The sequence below is a fragment of the uncultured Ruthenibacterium sp. genome, from assembly GCF_963558415.1.
GTDB lineage: Bacteria > Bacillota > Clostridia > Oscillospirales > Ruminococcaceae > Ruthenibacterium.
This window is the reverse complement of record NZ_CAUWGY010000040.1, coordinates 1-18,928: the sequence shown is the minus strand read 5'-3', so window position 1 is coordinate 18,928 and position 18,928 is coordinate 1. Positions and strand designations below refer to the sequence as shown.

Here is an 18,928-nt window from a genome sequence, read left to right as displayed (position 1 = left end):
CTTCATCGCGAGCCAGCTCTCCGTCCTTACTTGCCTGCGCCCAGTAGTACTTCCCGTTCCAGCTTATCCAGCCGCTCTCTACTTTGATTCCTTCTGATGAAAAGCCATAACCCTTATCACCAATCATCAAAATTCCTTTTACTGGTACTCCGCCGACATAATAATATGTATTCCCATCGGCATCAGTGTACCATCCGTCTTGAGGCACATTCAAAATATCCTGTTCTTCCGAGCCACCTGCTTGCGAAGACGCATTCTCCTGAGAAGAAGCATTCGCGCTCTGAGAGGGTACAGTATCATCCATAGAGGAGGGGTCCTCTGGCTTCACCAGATCTTCGCCCAATCCATTTTCCTGTGCATATGCTGCGGCCGCACTTCCATCCGGTGCAGTCAGCACAAAGTTCTCCGCGCAATTCTGGAAAACACCTGTTCCAATTACGCTTACCTTTTCGCTCAGTTCTGCCGCACTCAATTGCTGGCAGCCCGAAAAAGCCTCATCACCGATCTCTTCTAGTGTGTTAGGAAATTGAATTTCTTTTAAATTTTTGCAGCCGGAAAAAGCCTTCGCGCCAATTTTTACAAGCCCGTCCGGCAAAATTAATTTTTCTAACGTTTCATTATCTTTCAAAAATTCATCAGCAATTTCGACCACACCGTCCGGAACAACCATCTCGGATGCCGAACCATTGTATGCAATCAAAACACCATTTTCCACCACAAATTCCGGCAAAGACTCTACGGTCACTTGGCAAGAAGAGGAAAAGCCGTCCACCGTTGCCGTAATCGTTGTCGTTCCCTGTGCCAATGCACTCACTACACCGTTCTCATCCACAGATGCCACTTCTGGCGTACTGCTGGACCAAACCGGTGCACTGATTCCTGTCACATTCTCCGGCTCATACGTAATCGTCAGTTGAACAAGCTCGCCTTCTTGTACACTTACTTGTGTTTGATTCAAACTGATACCTGTTAAGCCAATTGAAACTTCCGGAGACGTCTGCTCCGAAAGATTCGATTCCGGCTGCTCGATCTCCACATTTTCGGAAGACGCGACGCTCTGCGACGCCACCGAAGAAGAGACTGCGGTCGAATCGTCTACAGCAAATGCTTGTACGGGGATGATTGAAATCATCATCAACACGCTCAGCGCACTCGCCCAAAAACGTTTTCCAAATAACTTCACAATGGATCCTCCTGTGTGTAATTACCTTTGCTTTTACAAAAAGCACCTAAAAGTGCCACGATTGGTTTCATTATAATATAAGTCCATCATGGGATTCAACCAATTTGCAGGATTTGGAATTTTTTCACATGTGTATCCAAGTACTCATCTTTTCTAATTGACAGGGTTTATCACATTTTTTATAATGAAATTAAAGAGTATATCGCATCACGATATAGTGCGGGAGAATTTGCTATGTCTCAAAATACACCTATGACCGAAGCCATGTACTATCTTCTTCTTTCACTTATCCATCCTGCGCATGGATACCGATTGATGCAACGAGTTAGTGAGGTAAGCATGGGCCGAATCTCCATGGGACCGGGCACTTTATATGGACTTTTGGGGAAAATGGAAAAAGAAGGATATATTAGATTGGAACAGCAGGATGAACGCCGAAAAACATACTCTTTGACAGATCTTGGGCGCGATGCCTTGAAACAAGAATACCAGCGGCTGCAAACATTGGTTGACGACGGAAGGAAAGCGCAGGTGGAATGTTTATGAATCATCTTTATCGATTCTCTTTGCCGGGTTGGGCGGTTGTACAACAACAAGAATACTACTCCGCTATGGCGCGTCGCGGCCTATTGATAGACAAATACGGGACGTGGTTGACTCGGTTTTCCAAAGGCACTCCTTCGAATCTTATATACCGTCTGGATGCAGCCCACAGACGAAACAGCGAACCAGAAGAGGCTCAGCGCCAATTTTATGAAAGTTGCGGATGGAAATTCGTATGTAAAGCCGATTATTTTCATCTGTATTGTGCTCCCGAGACCGCTGTCGAACTTCACACAGATCCTCAATGGCAAAGCCAAACACTGGTTCCTGTAAAAAAAAGTTTGCGCAGTGAATTGCTGTGGACCGCCTTAGAGGTCATCTTTTGGTGTCTGCTCGCTTGGTTCAATTTTTTTGTTATGCGCGGTTTTCATGACGACTTGACCGCAGCAGAAACTGTCGCATTGTTTTTTGCTCAATGCGGTTTTGTACTTCCGCTTCTGCTGCTTTTGTTAATCATTCTAAAGGTAAATCACGCCGCAATCGCTTTGTACGGATTTTCACGTTATTTGCGTCAAATCCGAAGCGAGAATGTTCGCTCCCCTTCTCTAAAGCGTTTTCTCATTTTGCAGCACAGTATGTCCGCTGTCTATATCGGTGTTTTTTTGGCGCTTGGGATGACACTCTTTTGCCTAATGCCAAGATCCGTTCCCTTGGGACAAGAACCAGATGGACAGTATTTGTTGCATTTAGAACAACTGGAGCCGGATGTTACCATTTTTCAAGGACGCAGCAAATTAGGAGTAGAAAGCGGCCAAACCGACGTAATAAACATTCCTATAGCTTCTTTGCAGTTGGACAATACGCAGCTCAGCGACGGTGACGGAAACTCCCCCTGGCTTTTTCAGCATTACTTACGACTCTCCGGACCCTTGGATCCCAGTTTGGTGACGCAGGCCATGTCCAAATACTGGTCTCTGGGAACCCTTACCCCCATCGAGGTATCGGGCCTTGATTATGCATTGATAGACGACAGCCGGCACGGGATGGTGGAACTCTGTGTTTGTAAGGGGCGACGCATTTTGTTTGTGCAATACCTAGGCTATCAGGCCAGCGCCCAGGAAGTTTTGAATCTGGCTCAGCAAATCCTGACAACCGCATAGAAAAAGAGGCGCTGATTGAGCGCCTCTTTTTCTATGTAAAAATCCACTGCACCAAAACCATGTAGAGCACCGTTCCCCCGCCGATGGACAAGAGTGTATTGCGCTTATACCAATGTAATAACACCACCGCAATTACGGCCAAAAGCTCCGGCGCTCCATGTGACGGCGCTGTCCATTGCACATCTTTCAGGCAGTAAATCACCAAAAGCCCCATGACCGCGCCCGGTAGTGTTTTTCCAAGATAGGAAATCACTCGGGGAATTGGTTTTCCTGCTGGAAACAGCCAAAACGGGAGAAAACGTGTAAGCGCAGTTGCCACCGCCAGCACGGCCACCAAAACAACTTGCTGCGTCAATGTTGCACTCATGCTGTTCCCTCTCTTTCCAATCGACTTTGCTGGGACAGCAAAAGCACGGTGATGAGTACCATCGCCGGCACGATGAAATTTTGTCCGAATATCCACAGACATATCAATGAGCTTCCAAGGCCAATCAGCGCCGGTCGGTGCTGCTTTGTTTGAAGCCATTGTTCCACAAATAGAGTCACAAATAACGCTGTCATCACAAACTCTACACCGGTTGTATCAAAAGGCATTGCAGCTCCAAGCAATGCTCCAGCCGCAGTGGCCACCACCCAATAAATCTGATTGAGTGCAGATACCGCCAAATAAAATCGACGTGTGTCCACACCTTTTGGCGGCTGCACAGATACCAAAATAGAATACGTCTCATCCGTCAGCGAAAAAATCAAATATGATTTTATTTTTCCTGTATTCCGATACTTTTCCAACATAGACAAACCATAAAATATATGACGTGCATTTAGCATCAGCGTCAAAAGAAATGTTCCTGCCGGATCGAATACACCCAAAAGAGGAACAGCAGCGTACTGAGCGGCTCCAGCGTACACCACCAAACTGCATAATACCGCCAACCAAAAGGGATATCCTGCTCCGTGCATAAGAAGGCCATAGGCAAATCCCAGAAAAAAATATCCGGTCAAAACTGGGATGGTGTGCGGAAATGCAATTCGCAACGTTTTTATATCCAAAATTTCCACCCTTTTTTACAAGAATCAGTGAAAGTATAGCATAAAGCAAAAAAACGTGCTATACTGTCAAAGCGGTCTTGACCGCAGGGCAACTTAGCATTTTGTGCCCTCCGCATAAAACATGCGGACCATCCCCACGGCGTGGCGGCACCGTGCGGGCTAAAATTTTGCCGCAAAGTCTCTCGTGCGCCGTTTTACGGGAGGCGGAAAGTGAATTATGAAAACTACCCGAATTGTCCGCGCCGCGCTGATTGCCGGCATTTACGTTGTGCTTTGTCTTGTGCTTCAGCCATTTTCCTATGGACCCATTCAGGTCCGAGTTAGCGAAGCGCTCACTTTGCTTCCTGTATTTACACCGGATGCCATCTGGGCGGTTACTCTCGGTTGCTTTTTGAGCAATATGTTTAGCATGAGTCCTTGGGATATGTTGTTTGGGACACTTGCTACCTTTTTGGCAGCAATTTGTACTTATCAACTTCGGCGAATCCGCTTCAAAGGACTTCCCGTACTTTCCTGCCTTCCCCCTATCTTATTTAACGCTGTGATTGTTGGTGCCGAGATTACATATATCTTTATGCCGGAAACCGCCAGCGTTCCCGTCTTATTATTCAATATGGTAACCGTTGGTTTAGGAGAAGTTGTGAGTTGTGGAATTCTGGGACTTCTTCTGGTAAAAACAATTGAAAGAACCCCGCAACTTTGCGGTTGGATAGAGGCCACAAAATGAAAACAACAACTGTTTTATGGGATTGGAACGGCACATTGATGAATGATGTTTCGCTGTGCTGCGAACTTCTGAATCACCAGTTAAAACGACATGGATACTCTCCGGTAGGGGATATCAATGCCTACCGAAAGGTGTTCCGTTTTCCCATTGAACAGTATTATCAAGATGCCGGATTTGATTTTTCCCGCCATCCTTATGCACAACTTGCACAGGAATATGCAGTACTGTATGCTTCTCAATGTAAGAGCTGCCCTTTGCAGCCAGAAGCAGAATCCGTTCTAAAAGGCTTGCGTGAAATGGGGATTCACCAGTTTATTTTATCGGCTTCAGAGCAAAGCGCTCTTGAAAATCAAGTCGATTTTTATGGTCTGACTTCTTATTTCGATGCTCTTTTGGGCTTAAACAACGTTTACGCTCACAGCAAAGTAGACATTGGACTTGCCTGGATGAAAGCGAATCATACGGATCCTTCTACGGTGCTTATGGTGGGAGATAGTGTGCACGACTGCGAAGTTGCGCAGGCATTAGAGATACGTTGTGTGTTGTATTCTGGCGGGCATCAGCCTGCCGACGTTCTGGCAGCTACCGGTTTTCCGGTGGTAAACGGTCTGGACCAGATTTTTTCTTATCTTTAAAATGCACTGCACCGCCTGATCTTTGGCGGTGCTCTTTTTTATAAACATGCAGATTTTTCGTCACGAAAAAGAAGTTCTATGTTATACTAAGGAAAAGGAGGGGATTGTTTATGGACTCGTATTTGGAAGAAATTGTATGGAAGCGAATGGAGCGCGTAGCAAAGGCTCTTGAAAAAAACAACATAAAAAGCTACTGCGTCAAAACTCGGCAGGAAGTCGTTCCCCTGCTAAAAGATTTAATTCCCCTAAATGCTACCGTGGCGGCGGGCGGTAGCGTTAGTCTGGATGAATGCGGTGTATTGGAGTTTTTACGCAAAGGAGATTACCAATTTTGGGACCGCTATGCACCAGATGTGGATCGTGAGGAAATTCAACGCCGCTCATTTTCCGCAGACTGTTACCTTGCCTCAGCAAATGCCATTACAGAAGCCGGAGAAATTTTCAATGTAGATGGGAACGGGAATCGAATTGCGGCCATCGCTTATGGCCCTTCCAGCGTCATTCTTGTCGTTGGTTCCAATAAGCTTGTGCGAGATTTGAATGAGGCTCAAAACCGCCTAGAAACAGTAGCCGCACCCGCTAACGCCAATCGCCTTTTGCGAAAAACACCTTGTGTTTCCACTGGTAAATGCGAAAACTGTCACAGTCCGGAGCGCATCTGCTGCACTTATATGGTTCAGCGGTTTCAACGCAATGCAGGGCGTATCAAAGTAATTCTCGTACAAGAACCGCTTGGTTACTGATTGCACATTTAAAATGAGAATATACACAAAGCGGGGCTGTTTTAGCAGCCCCGCTTTTTTGTTCTTATTCTCGAATGTTACCCGATTTCAGCATTGGAAATCTGAAAGGCCCTCAAAAGCAAATGGTCACTTCGTCCGAGAATTCGTCATCTTCATGGAAAGCGTAGTTGTTGAGTTCAAGGACCAGCTCTTTGGTGACCTTAATGTCATCAGACTCAACGATGACGGAGTCAATCCCACAGAAAGGACATACGACGGTATTCCCACCGGATTTTTCTTCTATGAAATCCGTACTGCCGATGCGGTCACTTTTGAAAATGCGCTTGCAATGGAAACAACCACACAGAATCGGAGTGCTTGCATTTACAGCCGCATCAAAATTATGCGTAGCAGCGTTGTACGCCTTCTTAATAATATCCATTTTTTCAGTCATGATTTGTTCTCCTTTTGATATGTCAAAAACAGCAAAAATTCGTGAAGTGAAAAAAGCCTTATTCAAACACCATTCTTTTTTGACACCATCCTACCTTTCAGTACCAAAAAACAGTAGGCTGGTATCTTTTCATTCATACCAAAACCTACTGTTTAAAACTTATGGTAGTCTTTTTACACGCAAAACACAATTTTGCAACTATATCGTTATTTTGCATCATAAAAACAAACCCACCCTGCCGTCTGTGCACACCAAAACCTACCGTAATGGCAGGTGGGTGCCCTGCCCAAGTTTCACGCTCCCTTCCTCCGCTTACGGTCGAAACCGGGCGGGAGGTCTGCGATTCCCTTGAGGACTCCGGGCTCCCGTTAATTGGTTAGTAGGATTATATATGAGCACAACAAATCGTACAGGGCAGGCTAGTTGGCACTGCCATGAGCTTTTTACAGCTCGATGTCGTATAACTCCTCAAGACGTGCGGCAAATACTTGGCTGACAGCAGCCAACTCTTCATCGTCGTCCACAATATCGAGGAATTCTTCTCCGTTTTCTTCCACGGTGCGCATAATAACTACCTGCGCATCCTCTTCCAGCATTTTTTCTGGATCGGCCACATAAGGAACAACCGCCAAATAATGTTCACCATTGTAATCGGCCACATCAATCACTTCGCATTCGTGCTCTACGCCGGCCTCGTCCTGCAAAGTAATCAAATCGGGGGTATAATCCAATTCTTCCTGATTCTCCATTGTTTCTCCTTTAACGGCTAAGCCGTAGATCTTTTCCTTGTCCTTATTTTACCTAATCACAGTGTCTGCGTCAAGCAATGAACACAAAAAATGGCTTGTGAAAATCTTTCACAAATTCTATTTCCATCCTATAAAATATGCTATACTAAAAGAGAATATTCCTTTTTACGAAGGACGGTGACTTTATTTGTTGAGACGTATTTTTTCATTGTTATGCGTCGTAGCTACCATTTTGGGTCTGACTGGCTGCAGTGATCAGACTGGTTTTGCCGGCAGTAGCCGAAAAGCGATTGAAAGCAGCGAAACACAGTTTGCAGAACCTTCTTCAGACGCGCAAGTAGCCATTCTTTCCACCAGCATGGGGGATATTTCAATCGTCTTATTTCCAGAATACGCTCCTATGGCAGTAGAAAATTTTGTGGGGCTTGCGCAACAGGGATATTACAACGGCAATCTTTTTCATCGAGTAGTCGCTGATTTCATCATTCAAACGGGGGATGCCACCCAAACCGGGAGTGGCGGCGCCAGTATCTGGAACAATAACTCGTATCCAAACGAACTGAGTGATCAACTGCATCACTACTCTGGAGCCGTGGCACTCGCACGAGCTGCCGATGGCTCCGTAGGGAATTTGAGCCAGTTTTACATTGTTCAAACTCCGGAGGACTCCATAAACAAAAACACCGCTGATGAGCTTTTACAGGCTGGTGTCCGTCAAGAAGTTGTGGACACATACAAAAGCGCCGGCGGTGCCCCATACCTGGATGGACAGGATACTGTTTTTGGACAGGTATACGATGGAATGGATGTAGTGGATGCCATTGCCCAAGCGGAATGCGATGAAAATGGCCGTCCTTTAGAAAACATCACACTAAACAGTGTTACAATCACCACTTACGGGGCAATCAACCCCGCTTCTGATACTTCTTCAACCTCAGGCAACGCACAGTCCTCTGCGTCTTGATGCATACTTTTGAAAGGATTTTTCTGTGAAAAAGCTTTTAAAATTTTTGACCTCACGCACATTTCTCTTTATGATACTGATTCTTTTGCAACTGACTCTTTTGGTGGGGCTACTGCTGGAATTCAGTCGCGTAGGATCGGTCGTTTATCTGTTGTTAACAATTTTGAGCGTTTTGGTCATGCTCCCCATTTTAGAATACGCCGATATCAACCCGGCATACAAACTCATGTGGCTGTTGCTGATTATCGCCATGCCACTCTCGGGAGCCGTCTTTTACATGCTTCTGGGTTCCCGCGGCATTCGACCTAAAAAGGCGGCTCAATTTGTCGATATTGAGCACAAAGCGGCGGCAGCCATTCATCCAGACAGCCAGGCCACGCGCGCATTAAAGCAGTTTGACCGAGGACTTGAGCGTTGTGTAGACTATCTGTCCACATACGCGGCCTCTCCAGTTTATCAAGCGACTCAAAGCCGCTATTTCCCCACAGGAGAAGATTTTTTTCCTGTTTTCATACAAGAATTAAAAAAGGCGCGCCGTTCCGTGTTTATGGAGTATTTTATCATTGAGGAAGGCGAAATGTGGAATCAAACGCTTTCCATTTTAAAAGAGAAAGCACGTCAAGGGCTGGATATTCGAATCATCTACGACGGTGTAGGCAGCATGTTTACCCTTCCTCTCGATTATGACGAACAACTGCGGGCCTTTGGCATTAAATGCTATTCTTTTAATGCGCTGCACTTCTCGTGGCATCTCACAGACTATAAGATGCTCAATAACCGGGACCACCGAAAAATTGCGGTGATTGACGGAGAGATCGGGTTTTCTGGTGGATTGAATTTTGCTGACGAATACATCAATCGCAAACAGCGGTTTGGATATTGGAAAGATACAGCTTTTATGCTGAAAGGACCAGCGGTCTATTCTCTATCCTTGACATTTTTGCGAATGTGGGACTTTGTAGCTGGAACAGACACCAACTTCAAAGACTATCTTCCGTGCAACCGTTTTATAAACGAAGAAGGTTTTGTACAACCTTACTGCGACTCTCCTCTGGATGGAGAAAACATTTCGGAAAACGCTTATCTGAATGTTTTACAGCAAGCAAAAGATTATGTATATCTGACTACACCTTATCTGATTTTGGACAACGAAATGGTTACTTCTCTATGTCTTGCTGCCAAAAGCGGCATTGACATTCGCATCATTACACCAGGCATCCCGGATAAATGGTACGTTTATTATGTCACTCAAAGTTATTATGCCACACTCTTGAAAGCGGGCGTACGAATTTATGAATACACTCCCGGCTTTATTCATGCCAAAATGTATTTAAGCGATGACAAATTGGCCATTGTCGGAAGCGCCAACATGGATTATCGAAGTTTATATCTACACTTTGAAAATTGTTGCGCATTCTACGGCGGACACATCCCACATGATGTCAAAGAAGACTTTTTGCAAACCATGGCGCAATGCCATGAAGTCAGTTTGCGCGAAGCACAAAATGCGCCTTTGTACAAATGGGTAGCACAAATTTTTCTGCGGTTGTTTGCGCCGCTGATGTAAAGTGAGGACAAAAATATGAAACGAATCGTTGTAATTGACGGACAAGGCGGCGGATTTGGACGCGCTCTCATCACCTCTCTGCGAGCGGCCGGTATTCAGGAAGAAATCATTGCGGTGGGTACCAATTCAACGGCTACCAGCGCTATGTTAAAGGCTGGGGCTACGGCGGGCGCTACTGGTGAAAACGCTGCATTGGTCAATGCTGCCCGTGCAGACATTCTCGCCGGTCCTATTGGATTGGTAATGGCCAACAGCATGCTTGGTGAATGCAGTCCGGCCATTGCCTGCGCAGTAGCCGAAAGCCGTGCTCAAAAGGTGCTGATTCCCGTTTCCAAATGCGGAGCTTGGATTGCAGGTCTTCCAGAAAAACCGCTTGCCGCATACATTGCCGACGCCGTTACTCTGATTTTAAATTTATTAAAGTAAATAAAAAAGCCCGGACATGAAATAAACATGTTCGGGCTTTCTTCCTTTATGACTGATTTTTTTGCAAATTATGCCGATACGCCATATAACTTTCTAATATCACAACGGCGGCAACAGAATCCAACACCTGTTTGCGTTTTTTTCCAAACGTGCCGTTCTCCGTTAAAATACTGGCAGCCGTAACCGTTGTACTGCGCTCATCCCATAACTCCACAGGAATGGGAACAATGGCTTTCAATGTATCCGCCAACTTACGGCATTTCTGCGCACGAGGTCCCTCGCTGCCATCCATATTCCGTGGCAGACCAATTACAATCATCCCTGCTTCAAATTCCCGACTGGCATAGACGATTTTTTCTGCTACCTTTGCAAAACTTTTTTCTTCTATCGTTCCTACCGGGCTTGCCAGAAACTCCGTGCGGTCACACACGGCCAACCCTGTGCGTGCATCCCCGTAATCAACGGCCATGATTTTCATATACTCACTCCAACGATTTATTCTTTATTCATTATACAGGACCTGCCCGGTTTTGCAAGTCTTATGCGCCTGCAAAATGCACGCTGCCACTCCGCTTGCAGAAATGTCATCGGCCATCAGAAAAGGCTGATCCGATAATTCTGACAATGCTGCAGCCGTCACCGGACCAATGCATACACACGTGGTTTCTTTTCTCGGCGCACCACACGTTGAGAACCACGCTCTAACTCCCTCCGCACTGGCAAATGCCAAATAATCCACCTCACACTCTCGCTGATTGGCAGTAAATACTGTGCGATACAAACGATATTCACTGACTTCAAATCCTTGCTGTTCCAAAATATCGCGTACCTGCGGACTGCTGCTGGCAGATCGAAACAAAAAGATTTTTTCTTCTTTGCTTGCCTGCTCAGCCAACTGCGATGCCAACGCTTGGCCTGTTGCGGGATGCGCTACCAAATCCGCTTTGATTCCCCTTTCCCACAATGCCTGCTCTGTAGCAGGACCAATCGCCGCAAACCGGCACTGATGCAAACGGCGCAAATCAATTTTGCTTTTTTGAAGACAATCAAAAAAGCATTTTACCCCATTTCGGCTGGTCAACACTATCCAACACGCCTTTTCTGTCAAAAGATCAACTTCGATTTCCTGCATCAGAGGTTCTATACGCCCCGTCATGAGTGACACCGGATGTGCCCCCAGCAGAGAAAGCTTCTCGGCCAACCGGGTGGTGAACGCAGAAGTTCCCACCAGTCCCACTCGAACCTGCTTCAATGGTCGATTGTCTACATCACAAAATTTCAATGCAGCAGTATCCCCGATTACAATTACTGCAGGAGCCTGCATCTTTGCTTGCTGTGTTCTTTCAACGATATTTTCCAGCGTACCGTGCACAGTGGCCGGATGTGGAGAATTGCCGCCTGAAATCACCGCGGCAGGAGTATCGACTGAACGTCCTGCTTTTATCAAGCGTGATGTAATGTTCTCCAATTGATTTAAACCCATTAAAAAGACAAGCGTCCCCTGCAATGCTGCCAATGTATCTATCGACTCAGGCAGCGCATCTCCTTTTTGTGCCGTGTGTCCAGTGATTACATGAAAACTACGGCTGAGGCCACGATGGGTCACCGGAATTCCGGCTGCTTGCGGAACAGCAATGCACGAAGAAATTCCCGGAACCACTTCGCAAGGGATTCCCTCCTCTTGCAGAGCTAAAAATTCTTCTCCGCCCCGGCCGAATACAAAGGGATCTCCGCCTTTCAAACGCACTACTGTTTTTCCTTCGTTTCCAAGGCGTATCAGCAGGGCATTGATTTCCGGCTGAGGCATCGAATGCTTTCCACAACGTTTTCCGGCTGCGTAAAGTTCCGCGGATGGGGCATATTCCAGCAAGGACAAATCAATCAAATCATCATATACCACCGCATCACAAGTCTGAAGCAACCGCAGACCTCGCAAAGTGATTAAATCCGCACTGCCGCAACCAGCGCCCACCAGATATACCTGGCCTCTTTTTTCCATACCAATCCCCTCTTTCATCCGCAAAAATACTGCCACTCTCCATCTACTGAAACACGCCCAACATGTACTCCAAAAATCGTATCCAAAACACCGCTTTTGTAAATCTCATCCGGCGTTGCTAGCTGAACGAGTTTTCCATCCGCCAAAAGTGCAACTCTGTCTGCCGTTCGCAATGCAAGGCAAAGGTCATGACTTACCAGTACGACGGCTTTTCCTGCTTGTGCCAAGCTGCGAGCAGTACGCATTACTTCGATTTGATGACGTACATCCAGCCAAGTTGTAGGCTCATCCATAAAAATTGCATTGGTCTGCTGTGCAAGCGCCATGGCAAGGTAAACCTTTTGCCGCTGACCGCCGCTCAGTTCTTCCATCCGTGAGCCTATCAATTCCAGCGCATCTGCCTGTTCCAGTGCGCTGTGCACAACTTCGTAATCGCTCTTTCGATATCTCCGTGGGAACGACAAATAAGGGAACCGGCCATGAAGCACCATTCGCTCCACTTCAATACTGGGGACTCCTCGGCTTTGCGCCATGTAAGCCGCTCGGCGGGCAATCTCCACCGGTGTCAGCGTTGACAGCGGCGTCCCATCGTATTTTATCTCACCGCCCAATGAGGGCAACAATCCGAGTGCTGTTTTTAAAAGAGTACTTTTTCCACATCCGTTTGGGCCCAGCAAAACAGTTACATATCCCTCTGGAAAACTGAGATTTACTTTTTGGAGCACCGCTCTCCCACGATATCCCGCATCCAGTTCGATCAATTCGATCATGGATGTGCCTCCTTTCTTTGAAACAACAGCCAGAGGAAAAATGGGCCGCCCGCAAGAGACAAAACGATTCCCACCGGCAATTCGTATGGCGCAAACAATACCCGCGCCCCCACATCGCACAGTGTTAAAACCGCAGCGCCACCCAATGCACATCCGGCAATCAGCCTGCGACTTGTGCTGCCTACCATACGGCGTACCATATGGGGAACTACCAGGCCAACAAACCCTAAAAGTCCCGCAAAGCTTACCGCCGCACCAGCCAAAGCCGCAGCCAATGCCAAAAGGAGTACTCTCACACGACGAACGCGCAAACCGAGACTCTGCGCTGTGTCAGACCCCAGTGCCAATACATCCATCTCATTGCCAAGAACAAAAGACAGTACCAGACAAATAATGATCAAGCCGGCTGCCGATACAACGCGTTCCATAGACACGTTGGCCATACCGCCAATTCGAAAGTCCGAATATCCTATCAGAGAGTCAGGGACAATTGTAAGAACCGCATCGATTCCCGCGCTAAACATACCGGAAATAGCCATACCCGCTAACACCAATGTGATGCGGGACGCGCCTGCCTTTTCCGCAATAAAAAGCACCAACAGTACCCCCGCAAAAGCTCCCAAAAAAGCCGCGGCAGGAACAATATTTACAGCCGTCGGGAATAGGGCACAGCAAATAGCTACCCCCAGTCCCGCACCGGAATTAACGCCAATAATGTTTGGCGCAGCCAAAGGATTGGCTAGCACCGTCTGAATCATTGCACCCGAAACGGCCAAGGCCGCACCAGCTAAAAGACATCCCACCGTGCGCGGTATGCGAACATACAAAAGAATGGAGGATGCCGTTGCCTCGCCTTTCCCTTGCAGAATAGAAAAAAGTTCTCCGATAGAAAGTGAAGCTGCCCCTAAACAAAGGCTCAACAACGTGGCCCCAATCACTGCCAGCGTCAAGAGAAAAAAGCGCTTTGTGACATCTGAAGATTTATTCCTGCCCATATAAAATTTCCGCCAAATTCTCATATGCCTCACCCCAGCGTGCGTTCGGTTTCACATTATAAAGCTGCTGATCCATATAATAACACTTTTCATTCTGCACTGCACGCAATTGTTGCCACGCTGGATTTGAAAGAACGGCTTTTTCCAATGTTTGCCGGGCCTTTTCCTGATTACTGCCTTGCAAAACAATAAAAATACACTCCGGATCTGCCTGCAAAATCGCTTCCATGGAAAGATTCTCTAACAAAGCATCGTCCCCATCTGCAATATTGGTACAGCCCAAATCTGCCAACATTTCTCCAAGTACGGTATTCTGGCTGTTTTTCACTTTACAACTGCTACCCGTAGCACGCAAATACAGTACTGTTGGTCCCTGTTTACCTTGGGAACTGGCAATGGCCGCATCCACCTGTTCCTGCACTTTGAGTCCGTATTCTTCGTATCGTTCAGAACAGCCTGTGATCTGGGTGCAAATGTCCAGCATATCCAAATAATCAGAAAAGCTGCTCACATCAAAATAAGCAATTGGAATTCCTGCATTTTCCATCACAGACATCAGTTCTACATCTGCTTCTGTCTTTGTGCTTCCAATTACAAAATCCGGCTGTGCTGCCAGAAGAGTTTCTGCACTTGGTTCGCTGACACCACCCAAATTCACTACGGATTCCGGAAGGTCCAAATCAAACTGTGTCCAAGTGTCATCTGCAGAAGCCACCAGCGTATCTTTTCCGCCTGCCAAACACCAAACATCGGCAAAACTTCCAATGAGTGTCGCTACGCGTTTTGGTGAATCCACAGTAACGGTCCGTCCCAGTGCATCGGTAAAAGTAACCGCCGTCTGCGTACTATTTTCTGCCGTCGAACTGGAAGGTTCGCTGTTTACGGATGGAGTGCAGGCGGTAAACACAACGACAATCGCCATAAACAATGGAAAAAGCATTTTCTTCATTGGTCTGATTCCTTTCCTATCAAAATTAACCTTGCCACCCACGTTGAGCTGGATCCAAGGCATCACACGCTGTATACAAAAGGGCATTGCAAATAGCCGCTGCCACATTGCTTCCGCCCTTTCTCCCCATCGCCACAATCACCGGAATTTCCTTTTTTGTACAAACGGAAAAAATGCGTTCTTTACTCTCTTCCACATTTACAAAACCTACCGGCACCGCAATAACCAAAGGTGGACGAAGGCCAGCGTCGATCAAAGCCTCCAGCCGTAATAATGCTGTAGGTGAATTTCCTATCGCCAGAATCGCCTTCGGATATTGAGCTGCCGCTTTCTGCATAGACGCGTCTGCCCGCGTAGTCCCTTGCTCTCGAGCGGCAGCCGCAACATCTATATCTTCCATAAAACAATATGCTTGTCCGCCCAATTTTTTCAAGCTCGGCTTGCTAATTCCCGCACGCGCCATATTGGTATCGGTCACAACATCTGTTCCTTGGGAAAACGCTTTGACCCCCAACGAGACAGCATTGGGCGTAAATTTCAAGTTTTGTGCATAGTCGAAATCGGCTGTCGTATGTATGACACGACGAACCACTGCCGCATTTTGAACATCCAATACAATTCCACGTTGTCGCAGCTCATTCTCAATGATTTTCATGCTGGTCCGCTCAATATCTGCCGGCAATGTGTGCTTTTCGTTCACATTTTTGCCTCCTTTCTGATGTATTTATATCTTCATTGCTTGATACAATGCGTGGATGTCAAGAGAACTGCGCACTGCATCTGCCAACAAATCGTATTGCTCGTGCGTAATTGCGGACAACCGAATGTGCAAAAGAAACACCCTTTCGATCGAGCAACCATTCAGCCATTTTCTCAGTAAGCTCTCCTGAATCAAACAACCCATGCAAATAAGTTCCAAATACAGATCCTTTCACCGCCCCCTCTTGAGTCCCATCCGGGAACAAACAAAATGGGCTGGCTCCTTCATTTTGGGTGTGTCCCATATGAATTTCGTATCCTTCTAGTTCTGCACCATTAAACGGATCTGAACAAACACGGGCGGTCACCCGGGTACGTATTTTCTGCTTTGAAAACCGAGTGACACACGGCAAAAGACCCATTCCTCTCATTACTCCGGTCTGTTCTACACCGTCCGGATCTTCCAGGCGCTCACCTAACATCTGGTAGCCTCCACAAATTCCCATCAAAGGAATTCCCTTTGCCACTAGTTTTTTCAACGCGGCCTCCAAACCGTTCTGTCGCATCCACGCTAAATCGGCCATCGTACTCTTTGTCCCAGGAAGCATTACCATATCCGGCGCTCCCAAGGTTTTTACGCTTTCTACATAACGCACTCCCAAAGCTGGATTCATTTCCAGCGGAGAAAAATCAGTAAAATTTGAAATATGTGGCAACCGAATTACCGCTATATCCAACGCTCGGCTTGAATATGTGTGTCCCAGACGAGGAGACAAACTATCCTCATCGTCAATGTCAACCTGTGTATATGGTACCACCCCGAGCACCGGCACACCTGTTTTTTCTTCCAGCATAGACAAACCGGGCCTTAAAAGTTCCACATCGCCGCGAAATTTATTAATAACCGTTCCAACAATACGTTTTCGCTCCTCGGGCGCTAACAATGCTACCGTGCCATACAACTGGGCAAACACACCACCCCGGTCGATATCTCCCACCAGAATCACCGGCGCATCCACCATTTCTGCAAGACCCATGTTAACAAAATCTCCGTCACGCAAATTGATTTCTGCTGGGCTGCCCGCGCCTTCAATAACCAAAATATCATTTTCTTGAGCAAGACTATGGTACGCCCGCAGTACCTCCGGAATAAGCGTCTGTTTCATTTTATAGTATTCCGACGCACAATACTGACCGCGAACCTTTCCGCAGACAATCAACTGGCTTCCCGTATCGCTGCTGGGCTTAAGTAAGACCGGATTCATCCGTACATCCGCATCAAGGCCCGCAGCTTCTGCCTGTGCCACTTGTGCGCGTCCCATTTCCAAGCCATCTTTGGTGATATAACTATTAAGTGCCATATTTTGGCTTTTAAAGGGAGCCACCCGCCAACCGTCTTGTCGAAAAATGCGGCACAATGCCGTAACAAGCAAACTTTTTCCGGCCCCGGACATTGTTCCCTGCACCATGATGCAACGTGCCACCTACAAAACCTCCTTTAAAATTTGCAAAAACATATGATTCTCATTTTTTGTTCGTACCGCCACACGGTACCAACCATCTCCTAAGCCCGGATAATTTTTGCACATACGAACCAAAACACCCCGTTGGCGCAGCCGTTCTGCCAGTTGTAAATTGGGATGATAAAACAAAAGATAATTGGCTTGGCCGGGTATCACCCGGCAGCCCAAGGCTCTCAAGCCATCCATAAGTGCCGGTCTTTGTTCAGCCACTAATTGGCGCAATCGCTCGCTGTATTCTTTCTCATCCAGTGCAGCGGATCCTGCTGCCTGAGCTAAGGTGGAAACCGCCCAAGGCTGTCCACTTTGCCGCATGCGTTCCAGAACTTCTTCATTCGAGCAAAGCGCATATCCCAAACGAATTCCGGCCATGGCATACCACTTTGTAAAAGCACGTAAAATAATCAAATTTTTAAACGAAGGCAAAGCATCCTGCAATGTATGCTCAAGTGGACAATCAAGAAAATCGTTAAAACATTCATCCACAACCAGCATTGTTCCACAGAACTTGCATTTTTCCAAAATGCACATCAAAAGTTCCCGAGAGGTAGTACGTCCCGTAGGATTGTTTGGTTCACACAGAAACAGTACGTCCAAACCAGGTTGAATTTTTTCAAGAATCGCTGACGAAATGGAAAAATCGTTTTCCGGACAAAGAAGGAAAGAATCAACCTCACAATTTGCCAATTTGAGAGCTTGTTCATACTCAGAAAAAGTGGGTGCCGTTACAAGCGCACGTTGCGGCCGAACGGCAGCTACCAGCCGAAAAATCAAATCTGCCGCACCGTTTCCGCAAAGAATGTTCTCCATAGGAACCTCTAAAAACGCCGATAATTTTTGCCGCAGTCTTCTACAAAGCGGATCCGGATACCGATCTGCATCGTCCAGAGAATCTTGAATTGCCCGGCGAACTCCCTCCGGAAGCCCTAACGGACTGACGTTTGCCGAAAAATCCAACGGCATTTTCCCATATTCCCGCAAGAAACCCGCCCAGTCTCCTCCGTGCACCAAATTTGCACCCATCTTTTCACCACCCAATCCAAAAACAAAGTCCTACTCGCAAACCAATAAAACACATAAGGCACAGTGTTCCAGCCACATATAACATTCGGTTTGCGCGTTGAATATCCTCGGGTTCTACCGGTCGCAAAGCATCCCCGATGGTAGGCTTATCGTATCTTTTTCCAAAATAGTAGGCCGGTCCCGCCAATTGCACCCCCAGCGCACCGGCCATAACAGCCTCTGTCTGAGCGGAGTTAGGGCTTGCGTGGTTATGTCTGTCTCTGCGCCAAATTTTCCACGCCTTTCGCGCGTCTTGCCCGGTAATTTGGGCAGATGCAATCAAAAAAAGTGCTGCCAAACGGGAAGGTATAAAATTAACCGCATCGTCCAACTTTGCCGCCGCACGACCAAAAAACAAATATCGGTCGTTTTTATAGCCCACCATACTATCCATGGTATTGATGGCTTTATACCACAAAGCAAGCGGTGCACCGCCCAGCAACATATAAAAAGCCGGCGCAACTACTCCATCGGAAAAATTCTCTGCTACTGTTTCCACAGCCGCCTTAATCACTCCCGCAGCGTCCAAATTCTGCGTATTCCTTCCCACAATTCGGGATACCGCCATTCGCGCATCGGACAAACTGCCATCTCTAAGCGTTTTGTAAACATTGAGACTTTCATCCCGCAAACCACGCATTGCCAATGCCTGCCAACACCAAAACACTTGAAGGGCAAAGCCCAAAATCGGATGTATAAGGCCACAAATCCAAAGAGCCAATACTGTCAGCGCTAAGCTACCAAGCGGAAGCAC

General features: G+C 47.0%; 22 protein-coding genes and 1 other RNA gene. 8 read left to right on the top strand and 15 right to left on the bottom strand.

Annotated elements, in window-relative coordinates:
* On the bottom strand, positions 1-1,183 hold a 1,183-nt coding region (locus tag AB5H98_RS08200), incomplete at its 3' end, for a leucine-rich repeat protein (RefSeq protein WP_367925429.1).
* A gap of 234 nt (positions 1,184-1,417) precedes the next feature.
* Between AB5H98_RS08200 and AB5H98_RS08195 the strand changes: the two genes are divergently transcribed.
* On the top strand, positions 1,418-1,729 hold the full coding sequence (locus AB5H98_RS08195; protein ID WP_367925428.1) for a PadR family transcriptional regulator: 312 nt from the start codon (positions 1,418-1,420) through the stop codon (positions 1,727-1,729).
* Positions 1,726-2,886 (top strand): DUF2812 domain-containing protein, encoded by a 1,161-nt coding sequence (locus AB5H98_RS08190; RefSeq protein ID WP_367925427.1) that lies wholly within the window; start codon positions 1,726-1,728, stop codon positions 2,884-2,886. Before AB5H98_RS08195 ends, AB5H98_RS08190 begins: the two co-directional genes overlap by 4 nt.
* A gap of 31 nt (positions 2,887-2,917) precedes the next feature.
* Here the strand turns inward: AB5H98_RS08190 and AB5H98_RS08185 are convergent, their stop codons facing one another.
* Together AB5H98_RS08185 and AB5H98_RS08180 are read right to left on the bottom strand one after the other, a co-directional pair.
* The gene (locus tag AB5H98_RS08185) at positions 2,918-3,253 is read right to left on the bottom strand and encodes a branched-chain amino acid transporter permease (RefSeq protein ID WP_367925426.1); all 336 of its coding nucleotides are present in this window, start codon (positions 3,251-3,253) and stop codon (positions 2,918-2,920) included.
* On the bottom strand, positions 3,250-3,936 hold the full coding sequence (locus tag AB5H98_RS08180) for an AzlC family ABC transporter permease (protein ID WP_367925425.1): 687 nt from the start codon (positions 3,934-3,936) through the stop codon (positions 3,250-3,252). The genes AB5H98_RS08185 and AB5H98_RS08180 overlap by 4 nt, the downstream gene beginning before the upstream one ends.
* Positions 3,937-4,153: 217 nt before the next feature.
* Here AB5H98_RS08180 and AB5H98_RS08175 point away from each other — a divergent pair, with 217 nt between their 5' ends.
* From AB5H98_RS08175 to AB5H98_RS08165, 3 genes are all read left to right on the top strand, one after another.
* Positions 4,154-4,663 (top strand): QueT transporter family protein, encoded by a 510-nt coding sequence (locus AB5H98_RS08175; RefSeq protein WP_367925424.1) that lies wholly within the window; start codon positions 4,154-4,156, stop codon positions 4,661-4,663.
* Complete coding sequence (locus AB5H98_RS08170; protein ID WP_367925423.1) at positions 4,660-5,298, top strand: HAD family hydrolase; 639 nt, start codon at positions 4,660-4,662, stop codon at positions 5,296-5,298. Before AB5H98_RS08175 ends, AB5H98_RS08170 begins: the two co-directional genes overlap by 4 nt.
* Before the next feature lie 110 nt (positions 5,299-5,408).
* Entirely contained in the window at positions 5,409-6,041 is a 633-nt protein-coding gene (locus AB5H98_RS08165; protein ID WP_367925422.1) for a lactate utilization protein, read from the top strand.
* Between the two features lie 112 nt (positions 6,042-6,153).
* Here the strand turns inward: AB5H98_RS08165 and AB5H98_RS08160 are convergent, their stop codons facing one another.
* From AB5H98_RS08160 to AB5H98_RS08150, 3 genes are all read right to left on the bottom strand, one after another.
* Positions 6,154-6,474, bottom strand: coding sequence for a hypothetical protein (locus AB5H98_RS08160; RefSeq protein WP_367925421.1), 321 nt, complete (start codon positions 6,472-6,474; stop codon positions 6,154-6,156).
* Positions 6,475-6,697: 223 nt separating this feature from the next.
* Positions 6,698-6,898, bottom strand: a non-coding RNA gene (gene ssrS / locus AB5H98_RS08155) — 6S RNA.
* A gap of 19 nt (positions 6,899-6,917) precedes the next feature.
* The gene (locus AB5H98_RS08150) at positions 6,918-7,223 is read right to left on the bottom strand and encodes a DUF1292 domain-containing protein (RefSeq protein WP_367925420.1); all 306 of its coding nucleotides are present in this window, start codon (positions 7,221-7,223) and stop codon (positions 6,918-6,920) included.
* 187 nt (positions 7,224-7,410) lie between these two features.
* On the opposite strand from AB5H98_RS08150, the gene AB5H98_RS08145 reads away from it, so the two are divergent.
* Genes AB5H98_RS08145 through AB5H98_RS08135 form a run of 3 tightly spaced genes read left to right on the top strand, consistent with a single transcriptional unit; the run spans position 7,411 to position 10,180 of the window.
* Positions 7,411-8,187, top strand: a complete 777-nt coding sequence (locus AB5H98_RS08145) for a peptidylprolyl isomerase (protein ID WP_367925419.1) — start codon at positions 7,411-7,413, stop codon at positions 8,185-8,187.
* 25 nt (positions 8,188-8,212) lie between these two features.
* A complete protein-coding gene (gene cls / locus AB5H98_RS08140; protein WP_367925418.1) occupies positions 8,213-9,754 on the top strand; it encodes a cardiolipin synthase in 1,542 nt (513 codons plus the stop codon).
* Positions 9,755-9,769: 15 nt separating this feature from the next.
* The gene (locus AB5H98_RS08135; protein ID WP_367925417.1) at positions 9,770-10,180 is read left to right on the top strand and encodes a DUF3842 family protein; all 411 of its coding nucleotides are present in this window, start codon (positions 9,770-9,772) and stop codon (positions 10,178-10,180) included.
* Positions 10,181-10,226: 46 nt separating this feature from the next.
* Here the strand turns inward: AB5H98_RS08135 and ruvX are convergent, their stop codons facing one another.
* From ruvX to cbiB, 9 genes are all read right to left on the bottom strand, one after another.
* The gene (ruvX, locus tag AB5H98_RS08130) at positions 10,227-10,658 is read right to left on the bottom strand and encodes a Holliday junction resolvase RuvX (RefSeq protein ID WP_367925416.1); all 432 of its coding nucleotides are present in this window, start codon (positions 10,656-10,658) and stop codon (positions 10,227-10,229) included.
* A 24-nt stretch (positions 10,659-10,682) separates the two neighbouring features.
* Entirely contained in the window at positions 10,683-12,179 is a 1,497-nt protein-coding gene (gene cobA, locus AB5H98_RS08125) for a uroporphyrinogen-III C-methyltransferase (RefSeq protein WP_367925415.1), read from the bottom strand.
* A 14-nt stretch (positions 12,180-12,193) separates the two neighbouring features.
* Positions 12,194-12,949 (bottom strand): ABC transporter ATP-binding protein, encoded by a 756-nt coding sequence (locus tag AB5H98_RS08120; protein WP_367925414.1) that lies wholly within the window; start codon positions 12,947-12,949, stop codon positions 12,194-12,196.
* Positions 12,946-13,944 carry a FecCD family ABC transporter permease gene (locus AB5H98_RS08115; protein WP_367925413.1) on the bottom strand — a complete coding sequence of 333 codons (999 nt, stop codon included), beginning with the start codon at positions 13,942-13,944 and terminating at the stop codon, positions 12,946-12,948. Before AB5H98_RS08115 ends, AB5H98_RS08120 begins: the two co-directional genes overlap by 4 nt.
* Positions 13,931-14,893 (bottom strand): ABC transporter substrate-binding protein, encoded by a 963-nt coding sequence (locus AB5H98_RS08110; RefSeq protein ID WP_367925412.1) that lies wholly within the window; start codon positions 14,891-14,893, stop codon positions 13,931-13,933. The genes AB5H98_RS08115 and AB5H98_RS08110 overlap by 14 nt, the downstream gene beginning before the upstream one ends.
* A gap of 25 nt (positions 14,894-14,918) precedes the next feature.
* Positions 14,919-15,593 carry a precorrin-8X methylmutase gene (locus AB5H98_RS08105; protein WP_367925411.1) on the bottom strand — a complete coding sequence of 225 codons (675 nt, stop codon included), beginning with the start codon at positions 15,591-15,593 and terminating at the stop codon, positions 14,919-14,921.
* A gap of 58 nt (positions 15,594-15,651) precedes the next feature.
* Positions 15,652-17,076: a cobyric acid synthase gene (locus AB5H98_RS08100; RefSeq protein WP_367925410.1), complete on the bottom strand. Its 1,425-nt coding sequence runs from the start codon at positions 17,074-17,076 to the stop codon at positions 15,652-15,654.
* Positions 17,077-18,135: a threonine-phosphate decarboxylase CobD gene (cobD, locus tag AB5H98_RS08095; RefSeq protein WP_367925409.1), complete on the bottom strand. Its 1,059-nt coding sequence runs from the start codon at positions 18,133-18,135 to the stop codon at positions 17,077-17,079.
* A 4-nt stretch (positions 18,136-18,139) separates the two neighbouring features.
* The coding region (cbiB, locus tag AB5H98_RS08090) for an adenosylcobinamide-phosphate synthase CbiB (protein WP_367925408.1) at positions 18,140-18,928 on the bottom strand (789 nt) is incomplete at its 5' end.